The sequence below is a fragment of the Streptomyces sp. NPDC016851 genome (assembly GCF_055562795.1).
Window position 1 is genome coordinate 81799 of record NZ_JBVHEP010000025.1, and the last position, 16196, is coordinate 97994.

Annotated in this window: 11 protein-coding genes and 1 other RNA gene; 3 read left to right on the plus strand and 9 right to left on the minus strand. The window is 72.4% G+C overall.

What is annotated here, in order from left to right; translation table 11 throughout:
• Positions 1-7: 7 nt before the first annotated feature.
• The 5 genes from ssrA to ftsE form a co-directional block, all read right to left on the minus strand.
• Positions 8-411: a transfer-messenger RNA gene (gene ssrA / locus ACZ3I3_RS32520) on the minus strand.
• 182 nt (positions 412-593) lie between these two features.
• Positions 594-1073 carry an SsrA-binding protein SmpB gene (gene smpB, locus ACZ3I3_RS32525; protein WP_467370878.1) on the minus strand — a complete coding sequence of 160 codons (480 nt, stop codon included), beginning with the start codon at positions 1071-1073 and terminating at the stop codon, positions 594-596.
• Positions 1074-1119: 46 nt separating this feature from the next.
• Positions 1120-2289 (minus strand): S41 family peptidase, encoded by a 1170-nt coding sequence (locus tag ACZ3I3_RS32530; protein WP_467370879.1) that lies wholly within the window; start codon positions 2287-2289, stop codon positions 1120-1122.
• Between the two features lie 68 nt (positions 2290-2357).
• The gene (gene ftsX, locus ACZ3I3_RS32535; RefSeq protein WP_356926944.1) at positions 2358-3275 is read right to left on the minus strand and encodes a permease-like cell division protein FtsX; all 918 of its coding nucleotides are present in this window, start codon (positions 3273-3275) and stop codon (positions 2358-2360) included.
• 40 nt (positions 3276-3315) lie between these two features.
• A complete protein-coding gene (gene ftsE / locus ACZ3I3_RS32540) occupies positions 3316-4005 on the minus strand; it encodes a cell division ATP-binding protein FtsE (RefSeq protein ID WP_003990615.1) in 690 nt (229 codons plus the stop codon).
• Positions 4006-4307: 302 nt separating this feature from the next.
• Between ftsE and ACZ3I3_RS32545 the strand changes: the two genes are divergently transcribed.
• Positions 4308-4499, plus strand: a complete 192-nt coding sequence (locus tag ACZ3I3_RS32545; protein WP_306966631.1) for a hypothetical protein — start codon at positions 4308-4310, stop codon at positions 4497-4499.
• 85 nt (positions 4500-4584) lie between these two features.
• Here the strand turns inward: ACZ3I3_RS32545 and ACZ3I3_RS32550 are convergent, their stop codons facing one another.
• The 4 genes from ACZ3I3_RS32550 to ACZ3I3_RS32565 all read right to left on the minus strand — a co-directional run bounded on the left by ACZ3I3_RS32550 (position 4585) and on the right by ACZ3I3_RS32565 (position 9770).
• Entirely contained in the window at positions 4585-5220 is a 636-nt protein-coding gene (locus tag ACZ3I3_RS32550) for a hypothetical protein (protein ID WP_467370882.1), read from the minus strand.
• 303 nt (positions 5221-5523) lie between these two features.
• On the minus strand, positions 5524-6627 hold the full coding sequence (prfB, locus tag ACZ3I3_RS32555) for a peptide chain release factor 2 (protein ID WP_467370883.1): 1104 nt from the start codon (positions 6625-6627) through the stop codon (positions 5524-5526).
• 81 nt (positions 6628-6708) lie between these two features.
• Entirely contained in the window at positions 6709-7953 is a 1245-nt protein-coding gene (locus ACZ3I3_RS32560) for a serine/threonine-protein kinase (protein ID WP_467370885.1), read from the minus strand.
• A 122-nt stretch (positions 7954-8075) separates the two neighbouring features.
• Positions 8076-9770: a serine/threonine-protein kinase gene (locus tag ACZ3I3_RS32565; RefSeq protein WP_467370886.1), complete on the minus strand. Its 1695-nt coding sequence runs from the start codon at positions 9768-9770 to the stop codon at positions 8076-8078.
• Between the two features lie 380 nt (positions 9771-10150).
• Between ACZ3I3_RS32565 and ACZ3I3_RS32570 the strand changes: the two genes are divergently transcribed.
• Together ACZ3I3_RS32570 and ACZ3I3_RS32575 are read left to right on the plus strand one after the other, a co-directional pair.
• Positions 10151-14599 carry an FHA domain-containing protein gene (locus ACZ3I3_RS32570; RefSeq protein ID WP_467370888.1) on the plus strand — a complete coding sequence of 1483 codons (4449 nt, stop codon included), beginning with the start codon at positions 10151-10153 and terminating at the stop codon, positions 14597-14599.
• Between the two features lie 189 nt (positions 14600-14788).
• The gene (locus ACZ3I3_RS32575) at positions 14789-16195 is read left to right on the plus strand and encodes an ABC transporter substrate-binding protein (protein WP_467370889.1); all 1407 of its coding nucleotides are present in this window, start codon (positions 14789-14791) and stop codon (positions 16193-16195) included.
• Position 16196 lies beyond the last annotated feature (1 nt).

Consider the following 16196-nt stretch of genomic DNA (forward strand, 5'->3'; position numbering starts at 1 on the left):
ATGGGATGAGTGGAGATGGCGGGAATCGAACCCGCGTCCAACGGTGTGGAATCAGGGCTTCTCCGTGTGCAGTCGGCTGTGCTTTTCTCGGCCCCGGAGATCACGCCGACAAGTCTCCGACGGGCCCAGTCACTGTGTGGTTTCCCTTTTCACCCCGTGACCGGGATCAAGGTTTAGTTCCCTAAATGATGCCAGGAACCGGGTCGGGAACACTCCCGGGCTGACACTCCCTTAAGTAGGGGAGCCGCTGCTCGCTACCTGAAGATCAGGCAGCGAGGGCGAGCTCGCCCTGGGAGATGGATCGCTTGGAATTGGCGATTATTTTTTTCGGCCTGTGGTTTACGAGATCATGGCCGCTTCCTCGACACGCTTCCCCTGCTTCGACAGCCGCTGTCGAAACCGATCATCCCCATGTTGATTTTTCAATCGTCGCCCCCGCTACGAGGGGCTCACACCGCCTGGGCGGTGCAGATGCCATCGTACGGGATCAACCTCCGCCGATGCCACCGTATTCCCGGCGGTCATCCCGCCGTCGTACGGGGTTCAACACCTCCCTGCGCCGGAGCATTCCCTGCCCCGGCGTGTGATACAGGTCACGCCCGCTCCTTGCGCCGCACCGCCGAGATCACCCGCTCGGCCTCGCGCCGGTCCTGCTTCTCGCGGAGCGTCTGGCGCTTGTCGTACTCCTTCTTGCCCTTCGCCAGCGCGATCTCGACCTTGGCGCGGCCGTCCTTGAAGTACAGCGCGAGGGGCACGATGGTGTGGCCCGTCTCGCCCGACTTCGACTCCAGCTTGTCGATCTCCTCGCGGTGCAGCAGCAGCTTCCGCTTGCGCCGCGCGCTGTGGTTGGTCCACGTGCCCTGGCTGTACTCGGGCACGTGGACGTTGTACAGCCACGCCTCGTGCCCGTCCATCTGCACGAAGCCGTCGACCAGCGACGCCCGTCCCTGGCGCAGCGACTTCACCTCGGTGCCGGTGAGGACCAGACCGGCCTCGTAGGTGTCGATGATGAGGTAGTCGTGCCGCGCCTTCTTGTTCTGCGCGATCAGCTTGCGCCCTTTTTCCTTAGCCATAGTGCCGCCCATTTTCGCACTACGGAGGGGGCCTGGGGGAAGTCGATTACGAGGGACCGGCCAGACCGCGCAGTACGGTCTCGGCCCGCTGGAGTGCGCCCTCGTCGGCCTCCAGGTCGGGCGTGATGCCCCGGCCGTCGACCGCGCGGCCGGAAGGGGTGCGGTAGTGCCCGACGGTCAGCTCCGCGACGGAGCCGTCGGGCAGCCGGCTCGGCATCTGGACCGAGCCCTTGCCGAAGGTCCGGGACCCCACGACGAGCGCCCGTCCGCGGTCCTGGACCGCGCCGGTGAGCAGTTCGGCCGCACTCATCGTCCCGCCGTCGACGAGCGCGACCAGGGGTCTCGTCGTGTCGCCCCGGGGCTCGGCGTGCAGCGCGCGCTGCTCGCCGTCGACGTCGTACGTGGCGACCAGGCCGCCGTCGAGGAACGCGGAGGCCGCGGTGACGGCCTCGGCGACCAGGCCGCCGGAGTTGCCGCGCAGGTCGAGGACGATCCCGGCGCCGGGCGGGGCCTGCCGGACGGCCTCGCGGACCCGGTCGCCGGAGCCCTTGGTGAAGGTGTCGACCCGGATGAGGGTGATCGAGCCGGCGAGTTTTCGAACGGCGACCGACTCCGTGGACAGCTGGGCCCGGCGCACGGTCTCGGTCCACGCGTGCGTGCCCCGCTCCAGACCGAGGCGGACGGTGGTGCCGGCGGGGGCGTCGGTGGCGTCCCCGCGCAGGATGGCGACGACCTCCGTGACGGGCCGCCCGTCGGTCTTGCGGCCGTCGACGCTGCGCAGCAGGTCTCCGGGGCGGATCCCGGCGGTGGCCGCGGGCGAGCCGGCCCGCACCTTCGTCACCTCGATACGGCCGTCGTGTGCCTTGCGCGCCCACAGGCCGACGCCGGTGTAGTGGCCGTCGAGGGTTTCCTCGAACTCCTCGTACTCCCCCTCGGAGTAGACGGCGCCCCAGCGGTCGCCGCTGCGGCTGACGGCGCGCTTCGCGGCCTCCATCGGGGACTTGCCGTCGGCCATGGCCTCCTCGGCCGCCCTGGCGACGTTCGCGTGGTGGCCGGCCGGGCCGGCCGAACGGGCCTCGTCCTGCGCGGACTTCCGCTCGGCCTGGGGGAGGGAACCCGTGGCCGCGCCGGCGACGAGCACGCTCGCGAACATCAATGTCAGGGCGGCCCCGCGGCGAACGCGACGGGGCTGACAGAACGGGTCACGACCTGACATGGCGGTGAGTCTAGGACAAGGGGAAGGGCCGTACGGCTTGTTGACCGTACGGCCCCTCTTGGTATGCGTCACACCTTCAAGTACTTGCGCAGCGCGAAGAACGCCGCCAACGCGGGCATCAGCAGGCTCGTGGCGAGGATGAGCGGCAGCTTCGTCAGGACGGCGTCCCAGCCGATGAAGTTGATCAGCGTCAGCTGGTCGGCCAGGGCCAGCCCGTGGTCGATGAGGAAGTACCGGGCGATCAGCAGGAAGCCGCACGCGAGCGTGCCGCCGATGAGCCCGGCGACCGCGGCCTCCATGATGAACGGCGCCTGGATGTAGAAGCCCGAGGCGCCGACCAGGCGCATGATGCCGGTCTCGCGCCGGCGGCTGAACGCCGAGACGCGCACGGTGTTGACGATCAGCATCAGCGCGACGACCAGCATCAGCGCCATCACCGCGCGGGCGGCCCAGTTCATGCCGTTCAGCAGCTTGAAGAGGTTGTCCAGGATGCCCTTCTGGTCCTGGACGGACTGCACGCCGTCCCGGCCGTTGAAGGCGGTCGCGATGACCTGGTACTTCTGCGGGTCCTTCAGCTTGATGCGGTACGACTCCTGCATCTGGTCCGGCGTGAGGGAGCTGGCCAGCGGGGAGTCGCCGAACTGCTCCTTGTAGTGCTTGTACGCCTGGTCCTGCGACTCGTAGGTGACCGTCTGGACGACGTTCATCTTGTCGAGGTCGGCCTTGATCTGCTTCTTCTGGTCGTCCGTCACCGCGCCCTTGGCGCAGTTGGGGTCGGACTCGGCGTCGCTCTTGTTGCAGAGGAAGATCGAGACGTTGACCTTGTCGTACCAGTAGCCCTTCATGGTGTTGACCTGGTCGCTCATCAGGAGCGACCCGCCGAACAGGGCGAGCGACAGGGCGACGGAGACGACGACGGCGAAGGTCATCGTCAGGTTGCGGCGGAGACCTACGCCGATCTCCGACAGGACGAACTGGGCGCGCATGGCGAGGGGTTATGCCTTTCCGTGACTCTCGGGTGCGGTCTCAGTGCTGGTAGCCGTAGACACCGCGGGCCTGGTCGCGGACGAGGCGGCCCTTCTCGAGCTCGATGACGCGCTTGCGCATCTGGTCCACGATGTTCTGGTCGTGCGTGGCCATCACCACGGTGGTGCCCGTCCGGTTGATGCGGTCGAGCAGCTTCATGATGCCGACGGAGGTCTGCGGGTCGAGGTTGCCGGTGGGCTCGTCGGCGATGAGCAGCTTCGGCCGGTTGACGAAGGCCCGCGCGATGGCCACACGCTGCTGCTCACCACCGGACAGCTCGCCGGGCATCCGGTCCTCCTTGCCGCCGAGCCCGACGAGGTCGAGCACCTGCGGCACGGACTTGCGGATCTCGCCGCGCGACTTGCCGATGACCTCCTGCGCGAAGGCGACGTTCTCGCCGACCGTCTTGTTCGGCAGCAGGCGGAAGTCCTGGAACACCGTCCCCAGCTGGCGCCGCATCTGCGGCACCTTCCAGTTGGACAGGCGCGCGAGGTCCTTGCCCAGAACGTGCACCTGTCCGTGGCTGCACCGCTCCTCGCGGAGGATCAGCCGCAGGAAGGTGGACTTTCCGGAGCCGGAGGACCCCACGAGGAAGACGAACTCGCCCTTCTCGACCTCCAGGGAGACATCCCTGAGGGCGGGGCGGGTCTGCTTGGGGTAGACCTTGGAGACGTTGTCGAATCGGATCACGGATGCACCACGGGTCGCCGGGGGTAGATGAGCGTGACCATACGCGAACCGGGCAGCAGACCGCAGTCACCGGTGGCGCTTGTGTAGCACTTGTGCCTTTTTCTGCCGGTGAGGTGCACGCCCCTCAGGGGCGCGGGGAACTGCGCGACAAGCCACATACGGCCCGCAGCCGCGAGACCATGGCAACCACCCTCTTGGGAGCGACCCGCGCGACCTCCGGAGGAACCTGGCACAGTGGAGAGGGAACGTTCGCACCACCACGAGCGTTACACACAAGGAACCGGCGCAAGGAGGGCGAGCGCATGACGTACGACCGGCTGGTGTGCGCGAACTGCGCGGCGCCCGTGAGCGAGGGCCGGTGCCCCGTGTGCCGTGCGAACCGCGAGCGGCTGCAGCAGGAGAACTTCCTCGCGGGTCTGAACCCGATGGCACTGATCGCACTGCTCACGGTGCTGATCGCCGCGGTCGCACTCCTGGCGCACCAAACCGCCTAGCGACGACATGGCCGAGGGCCCGGAGCATTCGCTCCGGGCCCTCGGCTGTGCGCTGTGCCTACCGTCCGTACGGACGCGGCTACCGTCAGGCGGCAGCCCCGCCGCGGCCGCCCATGAGGCGCGGCAGGACGCGGAAGCCGACACCGCCGGCGATCATCGTGGCGGCGCCGATCACCAGGAAGGTGGTCTGCGCGGCACCCGTCTCGGCGAGCTCCTGGCCGTTGCCCTGGGCCTGCGGCGCCGCCGGGGTAGCGTCCGAGCCGGTGTCGGTGAGGGACGAGGAGCCCTCGTCCTGCGGCGAGGTGCCGCCGTCGGGGTCGGCGGCGTTGCCGCCACCGTTCCCGCCACCGTTGGCGTTGCCGTTGTCGTTGCCGCCACCGTTGCCGTTACCGCCACCGTTCCCGTTGCCCGGGTTGGTCGGCTGGCTCGTCGGGTCCTCGGTCGGCTCGGTGGGCTCGTCCGTCGGCTCGGTCGGCTCGTCCGTGGGCTCCTCGGTCGACGGCGGGTCGGTCGGGAGGTCCGTGGGCGGGTCGGTGGGGAGCTCGGTGGGAACCGGCGGGGTCGGGGTCGGGGTCGGCGACTCGTCGGCGCACAGGATGCCCAGCAGGCAGTCCTCGGTCTCCGCGGCGGATGCGGCACCGGCGGCGGTCAGCGAGGCGCCGGCGGCGATCACGGCACCGGCCGCTATCCGCGCGACACGGATCCGCGTCTTCTTCGTCATGTGGTTGCTACCCCCAGTAGCTCATCGTCATTAGGCAGCGTTTGGAGCTGTGCTCGACGGGGGTAGCTGCGGTGAAAGAGCCCCCCGGTTCACATGCGCCCCAGAGACACGCATGCCGCGCTTTACCCTTCCCATTTTTCAAAGACACGTCAAGGGCGTTTGCGGGCGCCATGTCCAACTACGGGGGCAATGCCGGGAGTCTGACTCTGTGAGTGTGATGTAAAACCCAGACATGCCGACACAGAAGTGGGCATGGAAAAGGCAACTGCCGCCCTGACGGCGGCAGTTGCCTTGTCGACAAACTTACTTCTCCTGCTGCTTGCGCCAGCGAATTCCGGCCTCGATGAAGCCGTCGATCTCGCCGTTGAACACGGCCTCGGGGTTGCCGACCTCGAACTCGGTGCGCAGGTCCTTGACCATCTGGTACGGGTGCAGGACGTAAGAACGCATCTGGTTGCCCCAGGAACTGCCGCCGTCCTTGAGGGCGTCCATCTTGGCCCGCTCCTCCTGGCGCTGCCGCTCCAGCAGCTTGGCCTGGAGCACGTTCATGGCCGTCGCCTTGTTCTGGATCTGCGAGCGCTCGTTCTGGCAGGAGACGACGATGCCGGTGGGGAGGTGCGTGAGGCGCACCGCGGAGTCGGTGGTGTTGACGCCCTGGCCGCCGGGGCCGGACGAGCGGTACACGTCCACGCGCAGTTCGGACTCGTCGATCTCGATGTGGTCGGTCTGCTCGACGACGGGCAGGATCTCCACGCCCGCGAAGGAGGTCTGCCGCCGGCCCTGGTTGTCGAAGGGCGAGATGCGCACCAGCCGGTGCGTGCCCTGCTCGACGGAGAGCGTGCCGTACGCGTAGGGCGCCTGGACGGCGAAGGTGGTCGACTTGATGCCGGCCTCCTCCGCGTACGACGTCTCGTAGATCTCGGTCTTGTAGCCGCGCTGCTCGGCCCACCGCAGGTACATGCGCTGGAGCTTCTCGGCGAAGTCGGCGGCGTCGACGCCGCCGGCCTCGGCGCGGATGTTCACCAGGGCCTCACGGGAGTCGTACTCGCCGGACAGGAGCGTGCGGACCTCCATCTCGTCCAGCGCCTTCCTGACGGCGACGAGCTCGGACTCGGCCTCCGCGCGGGTGTCCGGGTCGTCCTCCTCCTCGGCCATCTCGAAGAGAACGGCGAGGTCGTCGATGCGACCGCGCAGCGCCTCCGCCTTGCGCACCTCGGCCTGGAGGTGGGACAGCTTGCTGGTGATCTTCTGCGCCTCATCGGGGTTGTCCCACAGGGACGGCGCGGCCGCCTGCTCCTCGAGCACGGCGATGTCTGCCCTCAGCTTGTCGAGGTCCAGAACGGCCTCGATCGACTCCATGGTCGAGGAGAGGGACTTGAGCTCTTCGGATACATCGACGACTGCCACGCCCTCCAGCGTAACGGCTCCGCCCGGCGGCCATCGCCGGGCGTCCGGGCCGGCCGGCGGGATCGGGAGGCCCCCGGGAGGTCAGGGGGACTGCGGGGCCGAGTTCTTCGTGTCCTGGGGAGGTGCGCTCGCGTCGTCGCCCGAGCTGGACAGCCACGCCCCGACGCCGACCGCCGCCGCCAGGACGACCGCGCCCGCGCCGAGGGCCACGCGGCGGCGCCGGGCGAGGGCGCGGTTGCGGGCCGAGCCCGGCCGGGGCGTGCCCGACGCGCGCGGGGCCCGGGCCGTGCCGTGCGCGCCCCCGGCCAGCTCGTCGGGGGCCGGTACGCGCATCGAGGTGTGGGTGTCCCGGTTGGAGTCGGCCGGTTTTGCGCCCGGCACCAGGGGGACCGCGCCCCGCCGCCGGACCCGCTCGGCCGGTGCGGGCCTGGCGGGCTGCTCCTCCCGGTCCGCCTCCTCGGCGGACTCCGTGTCCGGCTCGTCCACCTCCAGCGGCGGCATGCCCGCCAGCATCGGCAGCAGCTCCCGCAGCCGGGCCCCGAGCTCCGAGGCCCGCAGCCGCGAGGCCGGGGCCTTGGCCAGGCACTGCACGAGCAGCTGCCACAGCTCGTCAGGGATGCCGGGCAGCGGGACGACCGTCTCCGTGACGTGCCGGCGCAGGACCGCGCCCGGGTGGCCGCCGCCGAACGGGGTGAAGCCGGCCAGCAGCTCGTAGAGGACCGTGGCCAGCGCGTAGATGTCGACGGAGGCGCGGGGCGGCAGGCCCTCGACGATCTCCGGGGCCAGGTAGTCCGGCGTGCCGATGATCTTCGTCGCCTTGGTGCGGCGCGGGGTGTCGATGAGTTTGGCCACGCCGAAGTCGGTCAGCAGCGCGCGGTGGGAGCCGCCGGGGCCCAGGGGACCCTGCATGTCGAGGAGGACGTTCTCCGGCTTCACGTCCCGGTGGACGACGCCCGCGGCGTGCGCGGCCGCCAGCCCGTCGGCGATGTCCGCCGAGATCGCGACGGCCGCCTCGGGCGCGAGACGGCGGTCCCGCTCCAGCCGGGTCCGCAGGTCGGTGCCCCGGACGAGGTCCATGACCAGCGCCAGGTCGTTGCCGTCGACGACCAGGTCGCGCACCGACACCACGTGCGGGTGCTCCAGGCCGAGCAGCGCCGTCCGCTCCTGCACGAAGCGCCCGACGAGTTCCTGGTCGGAGGCCAGGTCCTCGCGCAGCAGCTTGATGGCGACGGGGCCCTCGGGCCCCTCGCCCAGCCACACCGTGCCGGCGCTGCCCCGCCCCAGGATCTGGTGGGCGGTGTACCGGCTGCCGATCTTCCGTGCCAAGGCTGCTCCTACCGACGCGTGTTGTCGCTAAAACTACGCGCACGGAGAGCCAACCTTCACCGAGGAGGCAGAAATCACCCGCCAGGTGTCGACAAATCACCAACCCCGCAGGGAGGTTCCGGTCAGTTCGTGCCGGAACTGTTCCCCAGCTTCTCGAACCAGCCGGTCACGGTGTTGAACCAGTCGGTGAGCTGGTCCCAGTAGCCCTTGCCGGTGCCGATCCACTCCTGGAGCGGGCTCAGCTCCCAGATCAGCCAGCCGGCGACGAACAGGATGACGATCGTGAAGAGACAGCCCTTCAGGCAGCCGAGCCCGGGGATCCGCATCCGGTTGGCGCTGCGCTGCCGGGGCTGGCGGGGCTCGCGCTGGGGCCGCTGCGGCTGCTGGGGCTGGGGCGGCGGCGCGGGCGGGGCGTAGCGCTGCGGCGGCTGGGGCCGCTGGGGCTGCGGGGCGTACTGCTGGGGCTGCTGCTGCGGATGGCCGTAGCCGGGTCCGGGCGGGGGTGCCTGGCGGCGCGGGGGCTGCTGGGGCCGGGCGACCTGCCGCTGGGGGCGGCGGCGCAGCGGGTCCTCGTTCGGGTCGAGGTACTGGACCTGCGTCTGTTCGTTGCGGTCGCGGGCCGCCCGCAGCTGGTTCTGCCAGGGGTGCGGGTCCTCGGGTCCGCCCTGCTGGCCCTGCTGACCGGGGTGGCCGGGCGAGCCCGGCGGGACCGGCGGCATGACGGCGGTCGGGTCGGCCGCGCCCCGGTTCGGGAGTACGGCGGTGGGGTCGGCGGCGCCGGCCGGGCCGCCGGTGTGCGGCATGACGCTGGTCGCGGCGTTCGGGTCGTACGAGCCCGCGCCCTGCGGGAGGACCTGGGTGGGGTCGGCGTCGCCCGCGCCGGGCGTGTCCGGCACGGGCGCGGGCGCCGGGTCGGGCACCAGGAGCGCGCCGACGTTCTCGGCGGCGGCGATCTGCGCGGAGTTCGCGTGCACCCCGATGCCCTCGGCGACGACGCGCAGGCCACGGGCGAGGTTCACGGCGCTGGGCCGCTCGTCCGGGTTCTTGCGCAGGCAGCGCTCGATGATCGTCCACAGCGGGTCGGGGACCGTGGAGGGGCGGCGCGGCTCGGCACTCAGGTGCTGGTGCAGCACCTCCAGGGCGGAGCCGCCGGAGAACGGCGGGCGGCCGGTGACCAGCTCGTACAGCAGGATGCCGGCGCCGTAGATGTCGACGGCGGAGGTCTGCGGGCGGCCCTCGGCGGACTCCGGCGCGACGTACGCGGGCGTGCCGACGAACTCCTGGGTGCGGGTCAGGCCCGGGGAGTCGGCCAGGCGGGCGATGCCGAAGTCGGTCAGCAGCGGGTGCATCTGCCCGTCGTACTGCTGGAGCAGCACGTTCGCCGGCTTCAGGTCACGGTGGACGACGCCGTCGGCGTGGCTGGCGGCGAGCGCGTCGGCGATCTGGGCGGTGAGCAGGGCCGCGGCGACGGGGCTGAAGGGCCCGTTCTCGCGCAGGTAGCGGTGCAGGTCGGGGCCCTCGACGAGGTCCATGACCAGCGCCAGCAGCTCGCCCTCGACGACCAGGTCGCGGACCCGGACGATGTTCGGGTGGGTCAGCCGGAGCAGGACGGAGCGCTCCCGGAGGAACCGCATGACGATGTCCGGGTCGCCGGCCAGCTCCTCCTTGAGGACCTTGATCGCGACGGTCTCGCCGGGCTGTCCCGGCACGGCCGCCTCGGCGCCCGCGGTCTCGCGCTGGCGGGCTCGCCAGACGGTGCCCGTGGCGCCGCGTCCGAGCGGCTCCTCGAGCAGGTACTTGCTGCCTACCGGCCGCACGTCATGCGCTCCCTGGTGCTTGCCTTGCCTGCTGGCCTGTCCGACCCACTGTAGTGCCGTGCCGCCGGGGACCGGGGTGTCGTCATTCTGTGGGTCTTACGTATGCGTTCTCGCACGCGTTCGAATTTCGCACGCGTTCGAAGGAAAGACGCTCACCTCGGTCTCGTGGTTGCCGAGAGTGAGCGTGACCGATCTCAAGTGATCGCCAGTGGGTCATCTCTCAGGCACTTTTGCGGGCAGAGCCGACCAATCAAGATCACTTGTTCCAGAGCGAGGGGCGCGGTGTCAGTGGCAGGTGCGAGGATGCGTGCAGTACTGGCCGACGTGCTGGGGCGGGGTGGGGGGACTCCGCGCCCGGGCAGAAGGGACCGCTGACGGCGATGCAGATCCGGCTGACCGTCGTAGACCCGCTGGGCCTGGCGGCTCCGGCCCGGGACCGCGCCGCGCGCTGCGACGTACTGGTCACTGCGCCCGCCGGGACGGCGCTCGCGGCGGTGGCCTCCGGGCTCGCCCAGGCGGTCCTCGGCGGTGACGGCTCGGGCACCCCGGTGCTGTACGCCGGGGAGCAGCGGCTCGACGCCCAGCGCTGCACGCTCGGCGAGCCCCCGCTGACCGACGGTGCCGTGCTGTCCGTGGGCGCGCCGGGCGAGCCGGAGCCGCATCCCGAGCTGGACGACGCCCCGGCCCAGCTCCAGGTGGTCGCCGGGCCCGACGCCGGCGGCGTCCACATCCTGCACGGCGGCGAGATCCGCATCGGCCGCTCCGCCGACGCCGACGTACCGCTCGACGACCCGGACGTCTCCCGGCTGCACTGCGCGGTGACGGTGAGCGCCGACGGCCGCGTCTCGGTCGCCGACCTCGACTCCACGAACGGCACGATGCTGGACGGCACGCGGGTGAGCGGCCGGGCCGTCCGTTTCGCCCCGGGGGCCCTGCTGCGGATCGGCGAATCGGCCCTGCGGCTGGCTCCCGCCGGGGGGCCCGGGGGCCGGGTGGACACGACGCCGGACGGGGAGGGACACGTGCGCGTGCCGGGTCCCTCCGGGGGTTTCGGGGGGTCCAGGTCTGGCGGGGGCTCCGGGGCTGGCGGGGCCGGGGGTTCCGGGTCTGGCGGGGAGGCCGGGCCTGGCGGGGGATCCAGGGCTGCCTGGGGCTCAGGGGCTGCCGGGGGCTCCGGGGCTGCCGGGCCTGGCAGGGCATCCGGCCCTACCGGCGCTTTCGGGACAGGGGGCGCCGGTTCTGTAGGGGCAGTCGGTTCTTCAGGTGCTGGCGGATCTTCCGGGGCTACCGCGCCTGGCTCTGTGGGGTCTTCGGGGACTGGCGTGCCTGCCGGCTCTGCGGGATCTTCTGGGGCTTCTGGGGCTTCTGGGGCTGGCAGGCCTTCCGGGGCTGGCAGGCCTTCCGGGGCATACGGGAGCGCTGGGACTGCAGGGGGTTCCGGTTCCTTCGGTGCACCCGGCGCCCCCGGTGCCGCCGGTGCCGCCGGTGCCGCCGGTGCCCCCGGTGCCTCCCGGAGTGTCAGGGCCTCCGGTCCGTCCGACGGTCTTTCCGGGGCTGCCGGGGCTGCCGGGGCTGCGGGCCCTGCCGGGGCTGCGGGCCCTGCCGGGGCTTCCGGAGCCGCCAGGCCTGCCGGGGCTGCCGGGTCCACAAGGTCATCCGGGGCATCTGAGGCCTCCGGTCCTGCCGGGGCCACCCGTCACGCTTACGGCTCGGCGGCCTGGGGCACGCCGGGCACCGACGGTCACGGTTCCGGGGACTCGGCGGTGGTGCCGGGCCAGGGTGGGGCGCCTCGGGTCGAGAGCAGGGGTGCGGGAGCGGCCGCGGAGGCTTCGCGGCCGGCTGCCGAGGGTGGGCCGGGGGCCCCACAGGGCGGGTTCGGGGCTGCTGCCGGTGAGCACGGGCAGGGCATCGCCCGCGCCCGGGGCCAAGGAGACTCGGCGCCCCCGGCATACCGAGAAGAGGCGCGTACGGCGTCGCCGGAGGGGGGCGAGGTCCGGGCCCCCCGGCAGCGTGGCAGCGCCGAGGGCTCGTCGGCGGTGGGATCCCCCGACGGCGTCACCAGCACTCCCCGGCAGCACGGCGCGGCGCAGCACGGGCTCGGGGCCGGGGACACACACGCGGGCCGCTCCGGGGCCGGGGCGCTGGGCGAGGCGTTCGACGACGGGCGTGCGGGCGGTTCCGGCCAGCGCGCCGCAAGCGCGGACGGCACGGGCCCCCATGCCCGGGCAGGGCGCGGTCGCCCTGGCGATGACGGCGGCCCGGGCGCAAGCCCTCACGCCCCGGCCGGAGACCGAACAGCTCCCCGTCCGACACCCCACACCAGTGCCGGACCGGTCAGAGGCGGACACCCCGGCGACACCAGCGGCCCGGGCGCCCCGGACGAGCGGTCCGGGCGTGGGCGCAAGGGCACTCCTCTGCGCGGGACCGATGTCCCGCCGGGGACGCGCAAGCGGGGCGGGCTCGGGGCGTGGGCGCGGCGGCTGGCCGGAGGGCGTGGTGAGCAGGGAGCTCCCGCGTACGAGACGCACGAGGACGAGCCGGTCGAGGTGGCGGCGGAGCGTTCCGCGGTCGTCGGGCCGGCCGTGCCGGAGACCTGGCCGGATCCGGCCACGCTGCTGCTGACGGCGCTGGGGCCGGGCCCCCGGCTATGGGAGCGCGGGCCGGGCCACCCCGAGGCGCTCGCGGTGCGCCTCGGCACCGCCGACCGGGCCGCGCCGGACGGCTCCGGCCTGCTGCCCGCCGTGCCGGTGACCGCCGGGCTGCGCGAGGTGGGCGCACTGGGGATGGCCGGGCCGAGGGCGCGGCTCGCCGGGCTGGCCCGGGCCGTGCTGGCGCAGCTCACCGCGCTGCACTCCCCCGACACACTGGAGATCGTCCTGATCTCCGCGGACCGCTCCCGCCCCCTGGTGGAGCGCACGGCCGAGTGGTCCTGGCTGGGCTGGCTGCCGCATGTCCGTCCCGGGCACGGGCAGGACTGCCGCCTGCTGCTCGCCTACGACCGGGAACAGGCCGCCGCCCGCACGGACGAGCTCATCCGCCGTCTGGAGGACCAGGTGGCGGACGCGGAAGGCAGCGCCGCAGGGGTCGGCGGGCTGCTGGGCAACGTGCGGTTCTCCAGAGCCCAGGGGACCGACGGCCAGGGCGGTGACCTCCAGGGGACCAGCACCGCCGGTCCCCTGGGTCGCCGCCCCTCCTGGGCCCGGGACGACACCCCCGCTCCCGCCCCCGACCAGGCGACCGGCTTCCCCGGCCCGTACACCGTCCTCGTCGTGGACGGCGACCCCGGCGGCGCCGACCTGCGTGCGGCCGTGGCGCGGCTTGCGTTGGAAGGCCCCCGGGCCGGGATCCATGTCGTGTGCCTGGCCGAGACCGCCGCCGCCTCCCCCGCCTCACCGGTGACGGAGACGTACGAGGCGGCCTGCTCGGTGGCGCCGACGTTCCGGCAGTGCGGTGCCGTCGCGCTGCTCAGCGGGGACGTGGCGACGGCCCTGCGGCTGATGCGCGTGGCCCGGGTCGGGGGCGAGGACTCCCCGGCCGGCCCCGTCGGACACGGCACCATCGCCACGGTCGACGCCGTCTCCCCCGCGTGGGCCGAGCGGTTCGCGCGGGCGCTGGCGCCGCTGCGTACGGACGGCTCGGCGAGCGACGGGCAGCCGCGGGTCTCCGCGCCGCTGCCCCAGGCGGCACGGCTGCTGGACGAGCTGGGCCTGGCCCGGGCCACCCCGGCGTCGCTGATGGCGCGCTGGGCGGACGCGGCCGACGACACCGAGGCGCTGGGCGGGCGGGTGCGCGCGGTGCTGGGCGCCGGGCCGCGCGGCCCGGTCTGCGCGGACCTCGCGACCCAGGGACCGCATCTGCTGGTCGAGGGCCCGCCGGGCAGCGGCCGTACGGAGCTGCTGCGGGCGGTCGTCGCGTCCCTGGCCGCCGCCGAGCGCCCGGACCGGCTGGGTATCGTGCTGGTCGACGGCCGGGGCGGCCCCGGGGCGGGCGGCGGGGCCGGTGAGGGACTGCGCGTGTGTACGGACGTCCCGCATGTCACCACGTACCTCACGGCCCACGACCCGGTCCTGATGCGCGAGTTCGCGCAGTCCCTGAGCGCCGAGCTGAAGCGGCGCGCCGAGCTGCTGGGCCGGTCCGACTTCGCCGAGTGGCACACCGGGCGCGAGTTGTCGGGCCGGATGGTCGCCCAGCGCACGGCGACGGCCCGGGGTGGCGCCCCTGCCGAGGCAGGTGCCGCGGATCTCGACTCCCCGCCCAGTTCGACGATGCGGCTGCGGCCCGGAGCGGCCCGGCGGCAGACGCAGGCGGCGCCGCCGCCGCTGCCCCGGCTCGTCGTGGTCGTGGACGACCTGGACGCGCTGGTCTCCCCGGCTCTCGGCTCGACCGGACGGCCCGCGGCCGGGTCGGTGATGCGCGCGCTGGAGGCCGTGGCCCGGGAGGGCGAGCGGCTGGGCGTCCACCTGGTGGCGGCCACCGGCCCGTGCGCCCGTACGGCGGAGACGGAACCGGCGCGCCGGGCCACCCTCCGCGTGAGCCTCGACGCCCCGGCGCCGGGGCCTGACGAGCCCGCTCCGGGCCGTGGCCGCCTCGCCTGCGAGGACGGGCGGGTCACGCCGTTCCAGGGCGGGCGGGTCACCGGTCGTATCCCCCGGACGGCGACGCTGCGACCCACGGTCGTACCCCTGGAATGGCACCGCATGGGTGACCCTCCGGCCCGGCGTCCGGTGCGGGAGCTCGGAAACGGCCCCACCGACCTGGCACTGTTGGCCAGCGCGCTGGAAAGGGCGGCGCGGGAGGTCGCGGCGGCCAAGGTGCCGTCACTTCTGTAGCACTCCTCCATGGCATTGGCTGGATGCCGCCCCCCTCCGTCGATCAGGGACGAGTCCCTGGTCACGAGGGGGTCACGATCCCCCGCTTGACAGCCGACGCCATCTTGCCGCCCCCGCACACCCGGGCGTAGACCAGATCGCACGGGAGCGCGCTCGACGTTCGACGAGGGAACGAAGAACGGGGCAGTCATGCGCATGACGAGCAGCACCATCCTGAAACGCCGGTCGCCGGAACGGGACAAGGCGACCCCCCAGCACCGCAGAGCCGCAAAGGCCGCGGCAGCCGTCGCCGCGGGAGCGCTCGCGCTCTCGCTCACCGCCTGCGGAGGCGACGACAAGGACAACAGTGGAAGCCCGGGCAACACCGAGGAGGCCGCCGCCAGCAACGTCACTCTTCCGAAGCTGGACGGGACGAGCCTGGAGATCGCCGCCGTGTGGACCGGCGCGGAACAGGCCAACTTCAAGAAGGTCCTGGCGGAGTTCGAGAAGCGCACGGGCGCCAAGGTCACCTTCGTGCCCGCCCAGGACCCGATCATCAACTTCATCGGTTCGAAGGTGGCCGGCGGGCAGCCGCCGGACATCGCGATGCTGCCGCAGCCGGGCGCCATCAAACAGGCCGTCGACCGGGGCTGGGCCAAGCCCATCGGCGCGGAGGCGCAGAAGGAGCTCGGCGAGAACTACTCGCAGGGCTGGCAGGACATCGGCAAGGTGGGCGGCAAGCAGTACGGCGTCTACTACAAGGCCGCCAACAAGTCCCTGATCTGGTACAACAACCAGGTCTTCGAGAACGCTGGGGCGAGTGAGCCCGAGACCTGGCCGGACCTGCTGAAGACCGCCCAGACGGTCTACGACTCCGGCGTCACCCCGTTCTCCGTCGGCGGCGCCGAGGGCTGGACGCTGACCGACTGGTTCGAGAACGTCTACCTCTCCCAGGCCGGCCCGGAGAAGTACGACCAGCTGGCCAAGCACGAGATCAAGTGGACGGACCCGTCCGTGAAGGACGCGCTGACCACGCTCGCGCAGGTCTGGGGCAAGCCCGACTACATCGCGAAGGGGGCGTTGCAGACCGACTTCCCGGCCTCCGTCACGCAGGTCTTCACCGGCGGGGACCAGCCCAAGGCCGCCATGGTCGCCGCGGGCGACTTCGCGCAGGTCAACATCCCGACGAGCATGAAGATCGGTACGGACGCGAAGGTGTTCCCGTTCCCGGCGGTCGGTGACAACGGGCCGGTGGTCTCGGGCGGCGACGCGGCCGTGATCCTTGAGGACTCCAAGGGGTCGCAGGCCCTGGCCACCTGGCTCGCCTCGCCCGACGCGGCGCAGATCCAGGCCAAGCTGGGCGGCTACCTCTCGCCGAACAAGAACGTGCCGAACTCCGCGTACCCGAACGCGGTGCAGCAGAGGATCGCCAAGGCGCTCATCGACGCCGGTGACGACTTCCGCTTCGACATGTCCGACCAGGCCCCGCAGGCCTTCGGCGGCACGCCCGGCAAGGGCGAGTGGAAGATCCTCCAGGACTTCCTGAAGAACCCGAAGGACGTCGCGGGGGCGCAGCAGAAGCTGGAGGCCGAAGCGGCCGCGGCCTACGGAGGCTGAC

Bases quoted from the DNA above. Each gene is read 5' to 3' on its own strand.
- smpB (WP_467370878.1), bottom strand. From the start codon at position 1,073: ATGGCTAAGGAAAAAGGGCGCAAGCTGATCGCGCAGAACAAGAAGGCG.
- ACZ3I3_RS32530 (WP_467370879.1), bottom strand. From the start codon at position 2,289: ATGTCAGGTCGTGACCCGTTCTGTCAGCCCCGTCGCGTTCGCCGCGGG.
- ftsX (WP_356926944.1), bottom strand. From the start codon at position 3,275: ATGCGCGCCCAGTTCGTCCTGTCGGAGATCGGCGTAGGTCTCCGCCGC.
- ACZ3I3_RS32545 (WP_306966631.1), top strand. From the start codon at position 4,308: ATGACGTACGACCGGCTGGTGTGCGCGAACTGCGCGGCGCCCGTGAGC.
- ACZ3I3_RS32550 (WP_467370882.1), bottom strand. From the start codon at position 5,220: ATGACGAAGAAGACGCGGATCCGTGTCGCGCGGATAGCGGCCGGTGCC.
- ACZ3I3_RS32570 (WP_467370888.1), top strand. From the start codon at position 10,151: ATGCAGATCCGGCTGACCGTCGTAGACCCGCTGGGCCTGGCGGCTCCG.
- ACZ3I3_RS32575 (WP_467370889.1), top strand. From the start codon at position 14,789: ATGCGCATGACGAGCAGCACCATCCTGAAACGCCGGTCGCCGGAACGG.